Origin of the sequence: Dielma fastidiosa, from assembly GCF_000313565.1 — a bacterium.
In the GTDB taxonomy this organism is placed as follows: Bacteria; Bacillota_I; Bacilli_A; order Erysipelotrichales; family Erysipelotrichaceae; genus Dielma; species Dielma fastidiosa.
On record NZ_HE578927.1, the window covers coordinates 87,567 to 105,542 of the forward strand.

16 protein-coding genes are annotated in these 17,976 nt (G+C 40.5%); 1 reads left to right on the plus strand and 15 read right to left on the minus strand.

What is annotated here, in order from left to right; translation table 11 throughout:
• Window positions 1-71: 71 nt before the first annotated feature.
• Together DAHG_RS21135 and DAHG_RS19340 are read right to left on the minus strand one after the other, a co-directional pair.
• On the minus strand, window positions 72-1,529 hold the full coding sequence (locus DAHG_RS21135) for a hypothetical protein (RefSeq protein ID WP_022938262.1): 1,458 nt from the start codon (window positions 1,527-1,529) through the stop codon (window positions 72-74).
• 294 nt (window positions 1,530-1,823) lie between these two features.
• The gene (locus tag DAHG_RS19340; RefSeq protein WP_022938263.1) at window positions 1,824-3,089 is read right to left on the minus strand and encodes a cation:proton antiporter; all 1,266 of its coding nucleotides are present in this window, start codon (window positions 3,087-3,089) and stop codon (window positions 1,824-1,826) included.
• A 106-nt stretch (window positions 3,090-3,195) separates the two neighbouring features.
• Here DAHG_RS19340 and DAHG_RS10270 point away from each other — a divergent pair, with 106 nt between their 5' ends.
• On the plus strand, window positions 3,196-4,086 hold the full coding sequence (locus tag DAHG_RS10270) for a LysR family transcriptional regulator (RefSeq protein ID WP_022938264.1): 891 nt from the start codon (window positions 3,196-3,198) through the stop codon (window positions 4,084-4,086).
• A 17-nt stretch (window positions 4,087-4,103) separates the two neighbouring features.
• Here DAHG_RS10270 and DAHG_RS10275 read toward each other — a convergent pair whose 3' ends face one another.
• From DAHG_RS10275 to DAHG_RS19350, 13 genes are all read right to left on the minus strand, one after another.
• Window positions 4,104-4,556, minus strand: a complete 453-nt coding sequence (locus DAHG_RS10275) for a DUF1307 domain-containing protein (RefSeq protein WP_022938265.1) — start codon at window positions 4,554-4,556, stop codon at window positions 4,104-4,106.
• 19 nt (window positions 4,557-4,575) lie between these two features.
• Complete coding sequence (locus tag DAHG_RS10280; RefSeq protein WP_022938266.1) at window positions 4,576-5,535, minus strand: glycosyltransferase family 2 protein; 960 nt, start codon at window positions 5,533-5,535, stop codon at window positions 4,576-4,578.
• A complete protein-coding gene (locus DAHG_RS10285) occupies window positions 5,525-6,868 on the minus strand; it encodes an O-antigen ligase family protein (protein WP_022938267.1) in 1,344 nt (447 codons plus the stop codon). Before DAHG_RS10285 ends, DAHG_RS10280 begins: the two co-directional genes overlap by 11 nt.
• 86 nt (window positions 6,869-6,954) lie before the next feature.
• The gene (locus DAHG_RS10290) at window positions 6,955-9,660 is read right to left on the minus strand and encodes a hypothetical protein (RefSeq protein WP_022938268.1); all 2,706 of its coding nucleotides are present in this window, start codon (window positions 9,658-9,660) and stop codon (window positions 6,955-6,957) included.
• A 130-nt stretch (window positions 9,661-9,790) separates the two neighbouring features.
• Window positions 9,791-10,363 carry a sugar transferase gene (locus tag DAHG_RS19345; RefSeq protein ID WP_147576397.1) on the minus strand — a complete coding sequence of 191 codons (573 nt, stop codon included), beginning with the start codon at window positions 10,361-10,363 and terminating at the stop codon, window positions 9,791-9,793.
• Entirely contained in the window at window positions 10,345-11,034 is a 690-nt protein-coding gene (locus DAHG_RS10300) for a hypothetical protein (protein ID WP_022938270.1), read from the minus strand. Before DAHG_RS10300 ends, DAHG_RS19345 begins: the two co-directional genes overlap by 19 nt.
• Window positions 11,031-12,092 carry a hypothetical protein gene (locus DAHG_RS10305; RefSeq protein WP_022938271.1) on the minus strand — a complete coding sequence of 354 codons (1,062 nt, stop codon included), beginning with the start codon at window positions 12,090-12,092 and terminating at the stop codon, window positions 11,031-11,033. The genes DAHG_RS10300 and DAHG_RS10305 overlap by 4 nt, the downstream gene beginning before the upstream one ends.
• Window positions 12,093-12,151: 59 nt before the next feature.
• The gene (locus DAHG_RS10310; protein ID WP_022938272.1) at window positions 12,152-12,433 is read right to left on the minus strand and encodes a hypothetical protein; all 282 of its coding nucleotides are present in this window, start codon (window positions 12,431-12,433) and stop codon (window positions 12,152-12,154) included.
• A 1-nt stretch (window position 12,434) separates the two neighbouring features.
• Window positions 12,435-12,965: a hypothetical protein gene (locus tag DAHG_RS10315; RefSeq protein ID WP_022938273.1), complete on the minus strand. Its 531-nt coding sequence runs from the start codon at window positions 12,963-12,965 to the stop codon at window positions 12,435-12,437.
• Window positions 12,916-14,607, minus strand: coding sequence for a hypothetical protein (locus DAHG_RS10320; RefSeq protein ID WP_022938274.1), 1,692 nt, complete (start codon window positions 14,605-14,607; stop codon window positions 12,916-12,918). Before DAHG_RS10320 ends, DAHG_RS10315 begins: the two co-directional genes overlap by 50 nt.
• 5 nt (window positions 14,608-14,612) lie before the next feature.
• Entirely contained in the window at window positions 14,613-15,212 is a 600-nt protein-coding gene (locus DAHG_RS10325; RefSeq protein ID WP_022938275.1) for a DivIVA domain-containing protein, read from the minus strand.
• 489 nt (window positions 15,213-15,701) lie between these two features.
• Window positions 15,702-16,241: a DUF1307 domain-containing protein gene (locus tag DAHG_RS10330; RefSeq protein ID WP_022938276.1), complete on the minus strand. Its 540-nt coding sequence runs from the start codon at window positions 16,239-16,241 to the stop codon at window positions 15,702-15,704.
• A gap of 178 nt (window positions 16,242-16,419) precedes the next feature.
• The gene (locus DAHG_RS19350; RefSeq protein ID WP_022938277.1) at window positions 16,420-17,823 is read right to left on the minus strand and encodes a transposase; all 1,404 of its coding nucleotides are present in this window, start codon (window positions 17,821-17,823) and stop codon (window positions 16,420-16,422) included.
• Window positions 17,824-17,976: the final 153 nt, after the last annotated feature.

A 17,976-nucleotide genomic window follows, 5' to 3' on the forward strand; every position in this document is an offset into this window, starting at 1 on the left:
ATTTATAAACAACAAGGCAAATGCTCATTAAAGAGAAAAAATCAGTGGCTAGGATGCGCTGATTCATCGATTTAATTTACCTGCGTAGTTTTCAGTTCACAGCCGCCCCATTCCACAACTGTAAAGCCATGACGGATAAATGGTTCGACTGCCATTTCTTCTACATCGATTGGCTCATTCAATGCTTGATAAACCATGAATATCCGTAAAACACTATCAGGCTCTGGATCAATAGTCAAACGGGCATGATCGGTGTAGTCCGCTTGCTGAAAAGTAATCAAGTTATACGCGTTGTCAGCAAGCTGCGGCAGCCAGTATACGATAAATTCATTATACTCCTTGGGCAGCAGTCCCATCTGACTTAATACGTTCTGCAGAAACTCTGCACTGTCCTCACCCTTAACCACAAAGCCCTTTGACATATCATATTCATTATGATCAAACCCTTCCCAGAACAGATAAGAATATTCATGATCATCTACAAGAAGCGTACCGTCGGGATTGGCAATCCCCTGCCAGCCATCCTTATAAGCTGGGTATGTCGTGGTTAACTGGCCGTCATAATCAATGGATACCTTAAAGTTAACTGGCACCTGCGGGTAGAGATAAATAACCGGCTTCATAGCGGCTCCCCTGTTATCATTGCTGCGGCATTCCAGCCACATTGCCGTGATTTCCACCATGCCGTCATTGTCCTCAATTAAATGCCGCTGATCGTATTCGACAACAACCTCATCACCAATCATATAATCTTCATTACGCGCCTCACTAATCAATTCATCACTTGGCAAATTGACCTTAAACATAGTCTTCATGGCAAAGCCTGAAACATTATTGCGCAGGGTGCCGATAAAATAATCATCACTGATTTCCGTAATTCGGATATGTGCCGTTTGATAAGGAGTAGCTTGAACATCGATTGGAGCAGCTGTGGTAGTTATGATTTCATCCATCGCATTATAAACATCAATCATCAGGTAATAATGGGCTGATACCAGTTCGGGATAATCCTCTGCCATGATCTCTCCGTCCAACTGTCCATTGAAAGCAACTCGCTCATTTTGATCGTCAACGGCATTAATACGTTTGCCGCCGCTAGCCACTAAATAAGGCTTACCAGCATACAAATCGGCTGCCTTTTGTTGTGATGAAAGTGTGTAATACAACCCAATCTGCCCCTCAAAATAAAGTGTATCCTCAACTGTCTTCAGCTGTAACGGTTGTTTCCCCTTGTTTTCAATCACATCATCCTTACGCAGCGTGTAATATCTCGCGTTCTTTGCCAAAGGGGCATTGATGTTTATTGTCAGCCAATCATTAGCTTCATACTGTGAGCCATCTTCAACCGTGACCTGAAGCAAATGACCGCCATTCATCACCAGCTGCAATTTATTTTGGTTTACTTGGGCGATAACCCCGCTGATTTCTGTTTGTTCCTGATTGATGATTTCCTCTTGAACCTGCTCATTCAAGGCAGGTTTGCAGCCAGCAATAATTAATGATAATAGAAGCAATGCTGATTTTCTCATAGGACACCTCCATTCATGGTCTTCATTTTCTTATCCTCATCATAGCATACAATAACGATTATTTATAGAGACAGAATTTTAAATAAGCAGATGTCCTATGCTGCATAAAATGAAATCCTTGATGTTTTGTGTGAAAGCTCAAATGATGCTTTCCTGAGCCAGTCCGTCTTTTTGATAAGATAACTAAAAACCAGCAGCTATGATTGATATGCATACATTTCCGGTAAAAAAGCACGCCCTTTTCTTAGTGAATTGGGTGTGCTTATTAAGGGCTTATCAAGCTCCTTTTATTGATTAAGATTTATGCGGTACACTTTTTGGCAATACAATATTCTTATGCATATCCGCTTCTTTCTCACTGCCTGGTATTGAATGAGACAGGTGAAGTGAAAGCTTAGCACAGGCAGGTCCAACCATTTCATAAAGAACACTGCTTGACAGAATAATGGTTGTCAGTAAGGTTCCATATTGAGGCGGTAGCAGACGCTGTCCTAATGCAGCAAGCCCAATTGAGACACCCGCCTGCGGAATCAGAGCCAAGCCCAGATAGTTGGTAATGCTTGGTTCCGCTTGAGTAAGCTTGCCGCCAAGGTAGGAGCCGATATATTTACCAACAATTCTGATAAAGAAATACGCTACGCCAATAATTCCGGCATCTTTTAATGAACTCAGATTCAGGCGCATGCCGCTGCAGACAAAGAATAATGTCAGAATCGGCGGTGTGAAATTATTCAGCTGATCAAAAAGCCGTTGATTCTTAGAGAAGTTTATATAGCTTGCCCCCAGACACATACAGCATAACAGCGGTGATACATTAATAGCCGTACAGATACCGCTTAAAGTCAAAATAACAATAACCGACAGAATTAACGTAGAATCTTCACTGCGCTCCTCAGTTATGATTCGTTTCAATACATACCCGCCGACGATGCCTAAACCGACAGCCGCCAGATTCAGCAGCACCGGCTCAATAACCACCGATGCCGAGAAGACACCCGTATCCATCGCTTGTACCACAGCCATGCACGCACTGAAAGTTAATAGTGCGACAGCATCATCAAGTGCCGTTACCTGTAAAATCATATTCACAAAGTTTCCTTTTGCCTTATATTGACGGATTGTCATAATGGTAGATGCCGGTGCGGTTGCACATCCGATAGCACCCAATAATAAAGAAAAAGGAAGTGAAAGATGAAAAATAAAATACATAACCAAGGTAACAATAATTGCCGCCCCAAGTGCTTCCATAATTGTGATAATCACCATTTGCCGGCCATTGGAACGCAAAATCTTAAGATTAAAGAAACGCCCTGCCTGAAATGCAATAAAGGCCAACGCAATATCCGTTATCACATCAAAGCGTGCTACGGTTTCTGATGAAATCAGCTGCAGAACCGATGGGCCAATCAGAATACCAGCCAGCAGATACCCAGTCACATAAGGAAGATGGAGCTTCTTACTCAATCGGCTCATCAGATATCCGGCAGACAGCAGCAAGGCTACCTCAAGAATCAGATTTGATTGAATCGCAGCATTCGCAGCCAATAGAAATTGATTCATTTTATCCCTCCTTACACAATTGATTATATGTCCCAAAAGTGATAAAATCTAATTATAATATTTATTAGGCTTATCAAAAATATTTATATTGAAAGAAGGCGCATCTATGATTGATCCTAAAGTAATGACACTGCTGGCATTAGCTGAAAATTGCAGCTATACCAAAACCGCTAAAAAAATGGCACTCACTCAGCCAGCGGTAACCCATCAAATTAAGCTGCTGGAAGAAGACTATAAAATAAAATTATTCCGCCGCGATAAGAAAAAACTGGTCCTTACGCCGGAAGGTGAGGTTCTGGTTAAATATGCCCGGCGAATGAGCGCGCTGAACGACAACTGCCGGCAGGCAATTGAAGATACCCGGATGTCAGTACACAGCCTAAATATCGGTATGACACCGACTGCTGAAGAAACCATCGTACCTCATGTTGTTGCCCGCTACTGTAATATGCACAATGATATTCACTTCAATGTAACCACAGATGCTATAAATAATATTTATGATAAGTTAAAAAATTATGAATTAGATTTAGCTATTGTGGAGGGAAATCTTTTCAATCCTAAATTTACCTCGGTACTTTTAGATACTGATTACCTGTGCGTTGCTGTTTCAAAGGAGCATCCAATCGCAAAAAGTAAACGAAAAAGCATCTCTTTACAGGAATTAAAGAAAGAAAATTTTATTTTGCGTTCTCGCAGCGCAGGTACTAGACAGCTTTTTGAAAATCAGCTTGTCTCTCACTATGAGCATATTAAAAATTTTAATATCATATTGGAACTGGACAATGTCACGACGATTAAAGAACTCGTTGCCTCTAATTTTGGTATTACGATTATTGCTCACAGCGCCTGTACCCGTGAAATAGCTAAAGGAACATTAGTAACACTGCAGATTGAAAACATGAATCTGACCCGTGAAATTAATATGGTATATCACAAGGATTTCAAACACCTGGATATGCTTGATGATCTTAAAAATCTCTATGAATCAAAATAAAAGAGCGCGAGCTCTTTTTATTCATTTTCTGTGCATTCAAGACCCATTTCACGATTCATGGCTAAAGTTTCCTTGATGCCGATTTGGGTTGTTGTTTCATCAGCATTGCGGACAATGCCGATGGCAGACAATTCTTCAATCGATGCCGCTGTAAAATCAATATATAATGTCTCAATAAAGAATTGATCATCAATCTCATAGCTATATTCTATTCCCTTGACAGTGCGATAAATAGCTGCCGCTACTTCAGCCGTAGCCGTTAATTCATCAGCGCTTACCGCACTCATATCCAACTGAACTACATTCACATTCTTCTGCGTTTTCACATAATTATCATCATGTTCAAAAATGGTTGTGACCGCCGCGCCGCCGGCATTCATCGTACAGACGCTTTCCTGAAGCTCATTGACCGACGCTGACTGACAGCCGCAAAGCAGTAAAATCATTAACCCTATACTAATTTTCTTCATCGCGTACCTCCTCTGATGCTTATACTTTTTTGCTTAATAAATATCGATTTAATAATCGGCAGGCACGCTCATAACCAAGCAACGCAACCAACCGCCGGCAGCCTTTTGCCTTTTTATCTGACGCATAATTTAAAATATCTTTTGCGCTGGCAGTCTGTTTTTGACCTTCATCACTCAGATAAGGAACAAACTCCAACAATGAGGCATATTGAAAAGCAAGAAATGCATCCACAGCTTTTTCACTCCCTGCTTCATGATCATGAATACAGCGCAGCACTACTGTCTTAAAATCATCAGCGATGCGTTCATAGCGCTGAGTAATCGTATTGCTGTGCTGACGGTAGCAATGCAAAACATGGGGGCATAATGCGATTTGGGGATTTAAACGCATCAGCTTCACATTCCACTCAATATCCTCACAATAAGTATTCGCTTCAAACCATAATTCACCATCAATCAATAAACTTCTTTTCAACACCCGGTTCCATGCGCAGCCAAGTGGATAATTGTATCGAATCATTTCATTAAACAGCTGATTTTGAGGGGTGTCAGCATTAAGCAGACGCTTTAATACATGCGGTGTCCGATTGAACCAGTGGCTGATATCCTTCTTTGATTCAAAGAAAATCACATCCTTTTGATCCTTCAAATACTTGTTCAGACAGCTGAATACCCGCTCATCCGCCAGCCAGTCATCACTGTCTAAAAATAAGATATACGATCCTCTTGATGCTTTTAAGCCATTGTTGCGCGCCACTGACAAGCCTTGATTCTTTTGATGAAGCACATGTACAAATGGAGTATCTGATGCATAACGATCACAGAGCAGTGAGCTACCATCCGTTGATCCGTCATCCACAAGTATAACCTCATAATCAAAACAAGCTTGCTGATGCAGTACACTTTGCATACATGCCGGCAGATACTGCTTGGTATTATAAACCGGAATGATGATACTCAGTAAAGGTTCAGTCCGCATAGTTTCTCATTTTTGACTCATTTAATTGCTGTCCCGCGCCCAAACCAAGCAGTATCCATAAAAGATGCGCACTCAGCATATAGCTGATCCCGAAGAAAGCCTGAACTAAATAACCGCAAACCGCAAAAAGACAAGCGGCGCTGACCCAGGTTGCCTGTTTGCTGATAAAGCGCTGAAGAATGTTTTTCAAACAAGTGCCATAGATACTCAAAAGACACAGCAGCATCGGCAGACCCATGGTTAAAAGAACTTCAAGATATTCGTTGTGCGCTTTATCATAATACTGAGCATTATTTAATGGATAAACAGAATGATAAAGCAATCCGAATGTATCAGGGCCGCTGCCTAACAGCCATGTTTGTGGAATAAATTTTAATGCGTTCTTCCACACCAGATAACGGCCTGAGCCAGATTTTTCACTGATTGTCTCGCCCAAAAGCGGCCCCAGGCCATCCTGAAGCTGCTGTATAAAACGCTGCATCAACGGGTGATTTGTCACAAGCATAATAAGCAGTACAAGAAGTATGGCAGCCGTTCCTAAAATCGTCAGCTGACCTGAATCCATGCGCCAATGGGGACGCCGCTTCCATTCCTTAAGCATGACTGTTATCATCAGTAAAAAAACAACACATAATCCCAAAAGGCCGCCCATTGCTTTCGTCATTAAAACAATAGTTATGGAAAACATAAGACTGCCTAAGAAAAACAATTCTTGCCGCCAGTTTTGAGCCATTATAAAGCCAGCTGCGCCGACACCGCTCAGCATTACCATATTAGCCGCCAGAAAATTGGCATTGCCGCATAAACCGGGCACTAATTTTACCTCACGGTACAGCTCACTGTAATATGTCAGTCTTGGCATGATTTCAAAATATTGAATGATTGTATAAATACCGTTGATTAAACCAGCTCCCAGCATCGCATACAACACCCAGCGGCGATGCTTTTCCTCACAAAGACTTAAACTGCTAAGCAATAGTGTAAAGTAACAGCACCATGTTGTGAACCCTTCATAACGGCTTGGTTTACCTTGTAAAGAAAAGCTTTGATTCAATGAATTCAGTGCTGACAGAAAGATCAAACTAATCCCAATCAGCAAAAGTATCAATAATAGCTTTTGCTTAAACCGCATAACCCCCTGGGTCAGTTTAATCAATGTAATAAAAAGCAAGGCAGCGCTGAATAAATCAAGTACAACTGGAAAATATTCACCGCGCATTAAGATCTGCCGGAATATAACGCTGATGGGCATCATAAAGATTAACGCAATCAGCAAATAAGTACCGCCCAGCTCACAAAATCGATAGATAAGGTTTCTGTCTTTTTCTTTCACAATAGCCTCCTGCTTTCATCAAAACGCCCGAAAACTTCAGACGCTTTGATGAAAAGGCAAATTTTCTTGCCTTTTCAATTAATTGCTTATTCTATAATCATTACAGTATCTGCAGCGCCATGGTATGTATTTCCGTTATAGATTACACTGCCATTGCTGCCAGCATTAAGCTGTAATGTTCCACTGCCGGTAAATGTACCTTCAATGGTTAATACAGCACCGTTATTCAGCTGTAATACATTTGCTTCATTCAGCTCACCAGCCGTCATAGTTTCTGAACTGTTGATTGGATAGACTTCTGACAATCCGGTAGCTTTCAGATAGTCAGCAACTGAGCCAAGATAAACAAGCTTCACATTATCTCCCTGTAAACCTGTTGTGCTGAGATCAGCGATTGCGTTGCCTGTGCTGTCTTTCCATACTAATCCATTGGCTTTTAATGTTTCAGCGCCGCTGATCAGCATCTTCGTGCTGTCCAAAACAGTACCTGCACTGCCTATAACTCTGAATTCAGGATGCAGCGTTAATTTACCTGATGTATTTGCATTGCTGACCGTTATTGTATTGCCATTTGCATTCAATTCACCAAATAAGGTCATGGTCATATTATCAGCGACAGTTATTGTTTTATTAGCAATCAATTTCACATCGCCAACCTCAACATCACTTTCGACCATATATGCCGTACTAGTATCATCACTCAAATATGCTGTCAGCTTCGTACTGTCAGTGCTGGCAGTCTGTGAAGTTACAGTTACGGTGATTGAACCAATCTGAGCATTGCTTAAATTGCCATTTGGTACGCCGCCCATAACCAGATAGAAATTCTGGCTGTCACTGCCGCCGCCGGCACTCGATAAGGCCAGATAAGTGCCTGCTGCGTAAGATGCTTTGCCAGCGTAATCTTTTTCATTACTGTCGGTCTTATCAGCACCCGCTTCCTTATAGAATGCACCTGAATAATTCTTATCCAGCTGTAAATTCAGCTTCGCATTTACCGATGCATTTGATTTATTAATAACATTAATCAGATTGTTTGTATTATCATTACCATTCCAGCCTAATTCATTGCCTGCAGACGGTAATGTTTCACCTTTACCAGCATCATAGCTGCCGCGGTCATAAACAAACTCCATATCACCCCAGTTGAGCTCAACCTTATAGCTGATATCACCGGCAGTTGTCAAATAGATTGGAATCTCAATGCTGTTGGTAGCCGCACCATCTGAGAAACGTGTCCAAGCCGAGGCGACAACACCGCCTATTGATGAAGTAAAGGTTTCCGTTTTGGCAACAACTGGTTCTGCTGGAGTAGAGAATAATTTAGCCATTGAGCCTGGCTCTGCTGTATAATTCACACTCATTGTCTCTAAAGGATTGGCGAGTCCGCTCAGATCCTTACCCCGCAGTGAACCGGCAGCTCCTGTATAGCTTTCATCCGCACCTACTTGAATATTATAAGTTGTTGAATCAACAGTGATCGAATTATATCCAGAACCTGAAATAGCGCTGACTAGAGATAATTCATAGTTAGTTAATAAGCCTTTTAATGAACCGGAATATCCGTGAGTATCATTCAGCAAATCTAATTTAAATAACTGCTGAGCATCCTTAAATTCTTTTAATCCCTCATAAATAGGATAGCCTGATGTATCGACATCGGCATAATACAAGTTATAGGCTCCCCTTACACTTGAATTTTTAATTGATGATGTAGTCATACCACCTAATTTACTTTGATCCGGAATCGGCTCACCTGTAATCCCAGCTATCCCGCTGATTAATGCATATCGGCGCATAACGCCATCATTAAGTTTGACAGACGGAGTGCTCTGAAGTCCGGCGTATCGGTGACCGCTATCCGATGCCAATAACAAATCAACATTGATATTCATTGCTGCATTACTGATGGTTCCGCGATTGATTGCAGTCAGACCATAATAGAAAGGCATACTTGATAAAATTGTCACATTTCCATCTGCACTGACATTTGAAACAGTGCCATGATTTTCCATTATCAAGCCAAAACCCGTCGCACTGCCTCTGTAGTAGTCGGTTAAGTAAGACTCCATTGGTATTAAATTTGTGCTTACGAATTTATCAATAATCTGTACATTAATATCCCTGAATGTAACATTCTTAAATTCACCATCATTATTCAACATAAAATAATTCTCACCTAAGAAATATCCGCCCACATTCTTAGATGCGTTATAGCCACTTAAGTTTGAAATACCCCAGTCATCAGTACCATCTTTATCACCGCTATATGTACGCTGAATAGTTAAGTTGCTGATTATTTTATCATTACCATTAAAATTTCCTTTAAAGTCTACAATATTACTGCCTGTCGAAGGGGCATAAAAATAATCAGAAGTTTGAGGACTTGAACCGGGAAAAGTTGCTGTATATGTCGCTTGAGTAGTACCACTATATATAGCTATACCACCTATACCAACCCACTGCTTGCCAGCTAAATCAATATCGTTCATTAATTTGATTGTCGCATCTCCAACTTCAGCAGTACCATAACTTACACCATCCACAGTTACTCCACCGGTCATTAAATATGACACGAAGCCTAATCCGGTAGCTGTCATAACCTGAATTTCAGATACCACATGACTACTGCTGTCTTCTACAAATCGATAATCTTTTCCCTTTTCCGCTGACTTACCCGCTTCAAACCAAGTTTCAGCCGTTGCGGCTGCCTGTACCTGTGTTGGGAAAACAGCTAATATCATTGCTAATGCAATAAAAAACGCACCAAGTTTTTCTATTAACTTTTTCATTTAATTCTCCTTTCAATCTCGCTTTTTTCTAATTCCATACTGTAATGCTTAATTTTTATCGTTTCGCCCCCTCCTTTGCTTTTCCGTCAAAAAGCCTGAAATTCAGACTTTTAAACAGAAAAGCAAAAATTTACTCACTGCGATGCTTCTCAAAAATTACCATAACGGTTTTCATTAAGATCAACAGATCCAGCATCAGCGTCTGTTTCTGGATATAATACAAATCAAAAGCAAGCTTACTTTCAATATCACTGCTGTACCTTCCCATTACCTGCGCATAGCCTGTCAGTCCCGCTTTCACACTTGTCCGATATGAAAATTCCGGTAATCGCTTGATAATCTCATCGGCTAATTCCGGACGTTCTGGACGCGGCCCAACTAAACTCATCTCACCTTTTAACACATTCATCAGCTGCGGCAATTCATCGATTCTCAGTCTCCGCAAAATTCTGCCAACCTTGGTGACACGCTGATCCTCAGCATCACTTATTCGCGCGATGCCGTCGGCCTCCGCATTCACCCTCATACTGCGAAGTTTAATTACCTCAAAGCAGTGATTTCCCTGCCCATAGCGGCGCTGGCGGTAAAAGATCGGCCCGCCGTCCTCAAGATAGATGCACAATGCCGCGATTCCCATCAGTGGCGAAGTAATAATCAGAAGCAGCATGGAGATAACAATATCCATCACACGTTTAGAGAGCAAAGCCTTCCTTTTTGCTGATGACTCATTAATAAATCACTGACAACTACCGTATCGCCGCTCAGCAGCACATCTTTGATTTCACAGCGTTCATACCATTCCCTGCCTAGTTCAAAACAAAGCTGATTTAATCGATAACGTTCTGCCGTACTGATTTTTTCAACAAGCAGTCCATCTACAGCTTTCAGCCTTTCTGCGTCAACTGCTTCTGATGACAGTTTATCTACAATCTTAAAACGATCAGCACGCGCTCTAAACTCATAAAGTGCCAGCCCAGACTCACCGACGTGAATCAATGTTTTACAGCCATGCCGATTTTGATAATAATGATCCACCGCTTTGCTCCAGATCAGTGCCCATATCAGCTGCGTACCGATTAAAAGCAGCAGCGGCAGCAGATTCATAAAACGATAGGCAATCAATGATATTTCTAAATAAAGCACCGGCGCGCTGATTAAGCTGCTTAAGCTATGTATAAATAAGATTTCATCACGGCTTTTCTCCGCTATCTGATAACCGCCATTGATTATCTTAAAGACTTCAAGTTCAAGCAGTGCCAGCATGATGATTACCACATTACCCCAAAAGTAATAATAAATGGTTTCACCATAACCAAATTCCCAAAATATCGTGATAAAGATCAGCTGTGCCAATAAGTCAATCCAACCGCTCATCGAATCTCAATGCCTACCGGCAGCTGACTGTTCAGCAATGCCTTTTCCTGACTTTCACTGTCATAAAACACTAATTCAATAATTCCCTTATAAGTACCCGGCGGCAAATCGGTGCCGTCCTGTAAAGCATTCAGTGTCAATGTCTCAAGTCTTGAACCAGCCGGTACCCGTCCGGAAACAGCTAAATCCTGACGGTATGTTTCAGGATCATATTCCCCTAATACTTCAAGGCGTTTTTGATCAAGAAAGGTTCGATGATTGACACCTAGCTTATCGATCAGCTCCTGATCACTGATTGTCAGCTTCACAACAATGTCCTGGGTAGAATTGCCGGGATTGTAGAAGGCCAGCTCGCCGATCCCGTCGGTAAAGACAATCAGCCGGTTAAATTCAAATGCCGCTGTATTACCATTCTGGGGTTTAAGGCCATCATGAATTGCCTGCACATTTCCATCAACCGGAACCGATGGATAAGGGATACCCAGCTTCAGCAGCAACAGCAGCAGCGGGATAAGAAACAGCAGCAGAAACCACGGCCTTTTATGTTCATGAATCAATCCCACCGCATAATTTTTAATCAGAATCCCATCACGGTTCTTCCCAACCAGGCCGCCGGCGTACTTTTTAGCTTCAATGCGGATGGCACTGCCGCAGCAGCTGATGATACCGCCTTCCATCATCCCAGCGATACCGCCGCTGTATTCGGCCCCCTGTATCATACCGTCAACAGTGAGATTAACGATCTTCGCATCCTTAAGACAGCCAAATAAACCGCCGTATTTTCGTTTCCCTTTGATTTTAAAATTGGTAATGCTGTGATTGCCGCCATCAAATATACCCTTGAAAGGAAGCGCATCATCTTCCCCAATTGGTATGAGTTTCTTGCCTTGAAAATCAAGATCAGCGGTAAGCCGGCAGGCCGCATATTGATATTGGCGGTTGCCTCGATTCACACCATCCGCAAAGGCTGTAAAACCTTCAATGCTGTCAATTTCAATCCATTCATCAGCAGCGCCGCTTTCAATGTGAAATGCATCTTCCTTGAATCGACGCGGCACTTCATCACGGTTCCATGTCCGCTCATAATCCCAGGGCAGGTTTTGAATTGATTCAGAATCTAAAGCCAGCTCACTGTCCGCAAATTCCTTTTTCTTTTTTTACGGTCATCAATATAGAAGATATGTTCCATGATGCCTTCATTTTTAGCTGCAAAGCCGGCCATGATTTTTCCCCGCTTTGAATCTGTTTGACACCAGCTGTTATAAATCTCACCATAGTTACAGCCAATAAAACCGCCGCTGCTTTGTCCGCCGCTAAGCTTCACCATGGCATAGCAATCTTTAATATAACTGTTGCTGAGGCCAGCCAGACCACCCATAAGACATATCTTTTTCTTCATCTTATTCCTCCAATGCATCAATCCAAGATGTTTTCACACGCAGCACGCCGGCTGAATAATGGGTGCCCTGTTCATAAGCCAAAACCTCGACGCGAAACTGTTTTTCAAGTGCTTTGACCTTGATTCCAGCCAGCATCTCTCCCGGTGAAAGCAAGCCGCTTTTAGCTTTTATTTGACCCTCTTGATCAAGAATCACTAACTGAATATCAACCTTACTTTCTGGCTGATTCATTAAATAAATCATCAATTCATCCTGTTCATATACCGGGGAAATACAAAAGCCTGTCACATAGCCTTCATTTACTTCATAGATTTGATAACGCATGCGCTCATCAAGCATAGATGGATCAATCAATACCTGTGCTTTGGGCTCATGGCGCGGCAGCAGGAAGCCATCCCATCGATATACCGCCAGCAGCATCATGAGCAGAAGCAGCAAGCAGCTAACCGCAATCTGAAAGCGGCGCTTTTTATACTGCGCATTACTGCGGCTGCTCGTCAGCTGTTTCATTTGTGTCATTGGCTTTGACATCCGCTTCTTCCTTTCGATAAATCAGCTTGACAGCCGGTGTGCCAGCCGTAGTTTCTTCACCCAGCAAATCAATAAACCGATAAGCATTCAAGTCCTGATGACTGCCTGCTATCAGTGAACTATCTTCATCACATTCCGCCAAAACATCACCATCCAACGCATCAACCGCCTGAAACTGATCAAAGCATAACGTACCGCCGCCGCTGACACGATAAATATTTCCATTCATTTCATGCTCGCCGCTTAAAATCAAAGTCTCTCCTTTTTCAATCGTAAGATCAAATGCTTCAGCTGGTTCGTTTAAATTCTGCGGCTCATTTTCCATCGATGTCACAGTTAAGCTTAAAGAGCCGATTTGTTTTTGATGCTTATACTGATCAAGATCCGGATTTCCTGAAAGTACGACATAGAGGTCAAGCTGAGTCGGAAGATTGCTGGCGGCCGCGATCAGTTCTTCCTCATATGCCGCTAATTCACACATATCATAATCATATTCATCACTGCCATCACTTTTACTGCCGGCAGTCTTATAAACATCACCCTTAATATTTCCATCATCAAGCTGCAGCTCATGGGTGATCATAACCGGAAATAATGAATAATTATTAACCCGGATATGATTGTTTAAATTATCATTGCCCTGCCATGACATACGATCACCATCATAGCTGTAACTCAAATCGCCCCATTCTATCTGAACCTGATATTTGTCTGATTCCGCATAAAGGAAGGGACTGGCTGGCAGATAATAATACAGAATCTGCTGATTTAAAAATTCAGCGTGCTGGTCAATATTGGCAAATTCAATCCACGCTGTCTGCGGCAGCTTATTCCCCTCCCGTGTTATTAAGGTCAGCACATCGCCCGTATTCGTCATGAATCGTGAATTCTGTGCATTCATTTCAGCATCACCAATCAAATCAATCATTGTATAAGCCTGCTTATCCGCACTTTGAGAATAAATCTGAATACCGGCTTCTGATCCGGCAAAAAAGGCATAGGAGCTGACTGCAAGAAAGGGTGCTGACATTGAAGAGGCAGCTTTAACACTTAACATGCCCGCGTGTTCACTCTCACTGATTAGCTGAAACGATGAACAGCGCAGCGGTGTAAAGTTACTATCCTCATCAATGACGATTGTCAGCTGATGGCCATTAAGATCGATACTTAAAAATTCAGTGTCAGCATTTGGCAGATCAGCGGCATTTACTGAAACATCACTCAGCAGTGTCAAGCGAATGTCTTTTTCCTGTGCCAGACATTCCCGAAAGCCTAAAGCGTCCTCGACCTCACACACCCCGTTTGTATCGGGCAATGATGGTTCTGCATTGGTATCTGAAGGCTCAGCAGGCAGCGGATCATTTTCAATAATATCTGATGAACTGTCACTGTCACTTGCGGTATCATCTGGCAAAATATCCCCTGCTGTTGCTTCATTTAAATCTTCACCTTGATCCGCCTCTTGATAATCGCTGTCCTCATCGGCTGATTCATGATCAGCACTCTCCCCCTCATCTTCAAGAACCTCATTGCCTGTATCCTCCCATTCTTCAATTTCTAAGAAAGAATGCATTGGCATTGAAGAAAGCAGGCAGAAGATAAGTAATACAAGCTTCCCCTTTCCAATAATGGCAGCAAACACGCTGATTAACTCCTGCGCTGTGCATTGATGCTTTTAATTAGATCGTCAACATTCGTCTCTGACTGCTTTGAAACAGGGATTTCATTACAGACGGTTTGCATTGGTAGATCCTCTGCATCAATGATTGTTTCCTGTATCGGGGTTTGTTCCTTAATGGCGGCTTCTTTCTTGATTGTCTGCGGATATAGCTGTTTCACTTTTTCAACAGCGGCATTGATACTGCTTTCTAAAGGAATCTCCCGCAGTATCTTGGTTGAATAAAGCATATACATCTCTTGTGAATTCTCTATGGTTTTACGCATCTTTTCAGCCGTATGCAAAAGATCGATAAAATTAGTACGCATTTCCTGAATTAAGTCTGCCTTTACCTGTTCCGCTTCAGCCCGTATCATTTTGCTGTCAGCCTCTGCCTTAGCAAGAATCTCAGCCGCCCGCTGCTCTGCTTCATGGATAATCTGATCACTGCGGTTTTGTGCATTCAGCATTAAACGGCTGATTGCCAGATGTTCATTTTGATATTGGGTGTCCAGCTCATTGAGATATTGATCTACCTCAGTTTTTGAATAACCATTGAATACTGTTTTAAATTTCACTGTTTTATCCATTGTTCACCCCTCTGCAATCTAAAAAGATTGATTTTTCTATAAAAAAGCAGGAATGATGAAACTTGGGAAAAACATCATTCCTGTATCGGCGGAAGCTATATTTTCCTGCTTCCATAATTGTAAACATCCCAGTTTTTCATATATTGTCTTAAAAGGTATACTTTATAAGACAGATAAAAACAGGCTTAATAAATGACTGAATAAACAAAATTCGGTCATAAAATGAATAAAATCGTAATAAATTATTTACAAATAATGTAAAAAAGATTACAATTACAGTGTCTCATAAAGTATACTTTTTGACACAATTAAGCAAAACGTGATTTTTGTCATGCAAGAAACGATCGTTCATAAACAATTTACAATAAATCGAATTGGCCGTCACAAGCCTTAAAAGCAACAAAAAAAAGGAAGCATTAATTCAGATTGCAAATGATTGCAATGAATTAAGACTTCCTTTTCTTAATTTATTGATTATGCTAGTTTTAGTTATTCAGCGTCTTTACATTCAATACCGTTTTGGTTGTTTAATTCAAGTGTTTCTTCAATACCCACATAATCAGCTTCACCAGCTTCTACAATACCCGCAGATTGTAAATCAGCAATTGATGTAGCTGTAAAATCAATTGTTGTTGTTTCTACAAATGTATCATCATCTTTGAATTCATAGCTATACGTTACACCTGCGATAGCGCTGTATGTTTCATTGGCATTCGCTGCCGCTTCTTCGATTTGTTCCTTATTCAATCCTGCTTTTGATAATACAATCGTATTTGTATTTACTTGTCTCAGAACCTTAACACCATCATGCTCAAAAGTTGTCTCTACGCTGACACCCTCTTGATTTAAAGCGCAGACGGTCCTTTTAACCGCCTCTTGTTCAGGCTCAGTATCCGGCGTTGTTGACGGCTCATTGGTTGGCTGTTCAGGTTCATTGACCGGTTCTTCTGGTTTATTTGTCGGCGTTGGAGCTGACGTACATCCCACAAGACATAATGCTGTCAAACAGCTTAATAATAGTTTTTTCATTTTCTTCTCCTCATATTTTGTTAATTATTTATCATTATATCATAGATCGTATTGATATTGAGAAAAATCATCTTATAACTGCGATTCGGAATATGACTTTTTGAGAATTAAAAATAAAAATACCTTTCAATAAATTATACTATTGAAAGGTATTTTATTAGTATTTATCTAAAAAAGCCTAAAAAGTCCCTACACTCACTTTTGACGTTAAATTTTTAACTGAAAATTCTAAAATGAATTTTCTTACGTCAGTTGAACATTCATCTCTAAACTCTAAAAATTCACGCATACTCATACTGCAAAAGTATTCTCCGCTAAATAATACTAAATAATTTAGAAATTCTTGTTTATAGTTTTTAAGAATTACTGGTAAACATTTACCAATGTATTTTTGTCCATCTTCTGTATTTAAATATAACTGATAAAATAGATACCCTAATAACACACATACTAAATGGAATGAGATAATATTTAACTTTGTACTCTTGAAATCTTCAAGTTTCCAGAAGTCTTTTAGTTGTCTGAAATCTTCTTCAATTTCAGTTCTCATATTATATATATTGACAATATCACTTGCTGACCTATTCATGTCTGTTGTAATAAACACTTCATAAGATTGAGTATCTTCCGACCATACAACACATGAATTTAAGTCAACATCATGCTTAGAATTTCTAGTTCTAAAATATTCACCTACATTATTAACGTGACAAATCATTTGATCTTTTCTAGTAGGGTGAGGTTGCCAATCGTCAATTTCTTCTGCTAATTCAATAGCCATTTCATATATTTCCATACTTTTTCTTACTGGGATGTATGTATCTACTTTTCTAACCGTCTTTAAGTAGTTCATCATTTCTCGTGAAGTGAATCCTCTATCCATTAGTAGGATGTCACCCTCATGGAAACACGGAGTAGTCTTTAACATTTCTTCACTCAACTTAAAATCGTGAATATTAACTGTACCAAAACGAACATCTTCGATTAAACCACTATCGTTATAGATACCTCTAAGTGAAGCTAGTTTATAACCTCTCATAGAATTGCCTAATCTATCATAACCAAAGGTTGAACCTTCATAGTTCTCATTATTATAGTTAACTGCTATCTTGGTACAATCTAATATATGAATATTAGTTTCAATATCCATGGTATTAAAGATATGCTTTTGTACTACATTGTTATAGTAATTGAATATATCCTCAGATTTATATTTACCCAATAAATGTCTGATAGTTCCTTCATTAAACCAACCATCTGACTTATCTGTACTCATTGCATTATAACCTAATTCAGCTAATGTTCTGTAATCTTGAATAGCATAAGGAATATCCGTTAAGCTGGTTCTGACTTTCATTTTTGAAACAATAACTAAAGCCATTATAAACCTTAAAGGAATCGTGGAATTAGTATTTCTCTTATCTGGAAAGCCTTGGTCTAAGTTATCCAAGACACCTTCATGACACATAGAAAGTATAATATCATCAATCAAATTACTGTTGCTTACCATAATACCATCTAACACTTTATTTTTTACTTGTTCCATGACTTTGTTTTTATCTTGTTTACAAATTCTAAGCATATGTGCCCACCTCCTAAATAAAAAAAACGGAACTTAACACATATTCATGACAAAAATTAATTGTCAGAAATATGTATCAGCGTTCCTCCTCCTATTTAGTTTAATGAAATGAGTTCATATGTCTCATTTTAAAGTGTAGACAATTGGGTATCT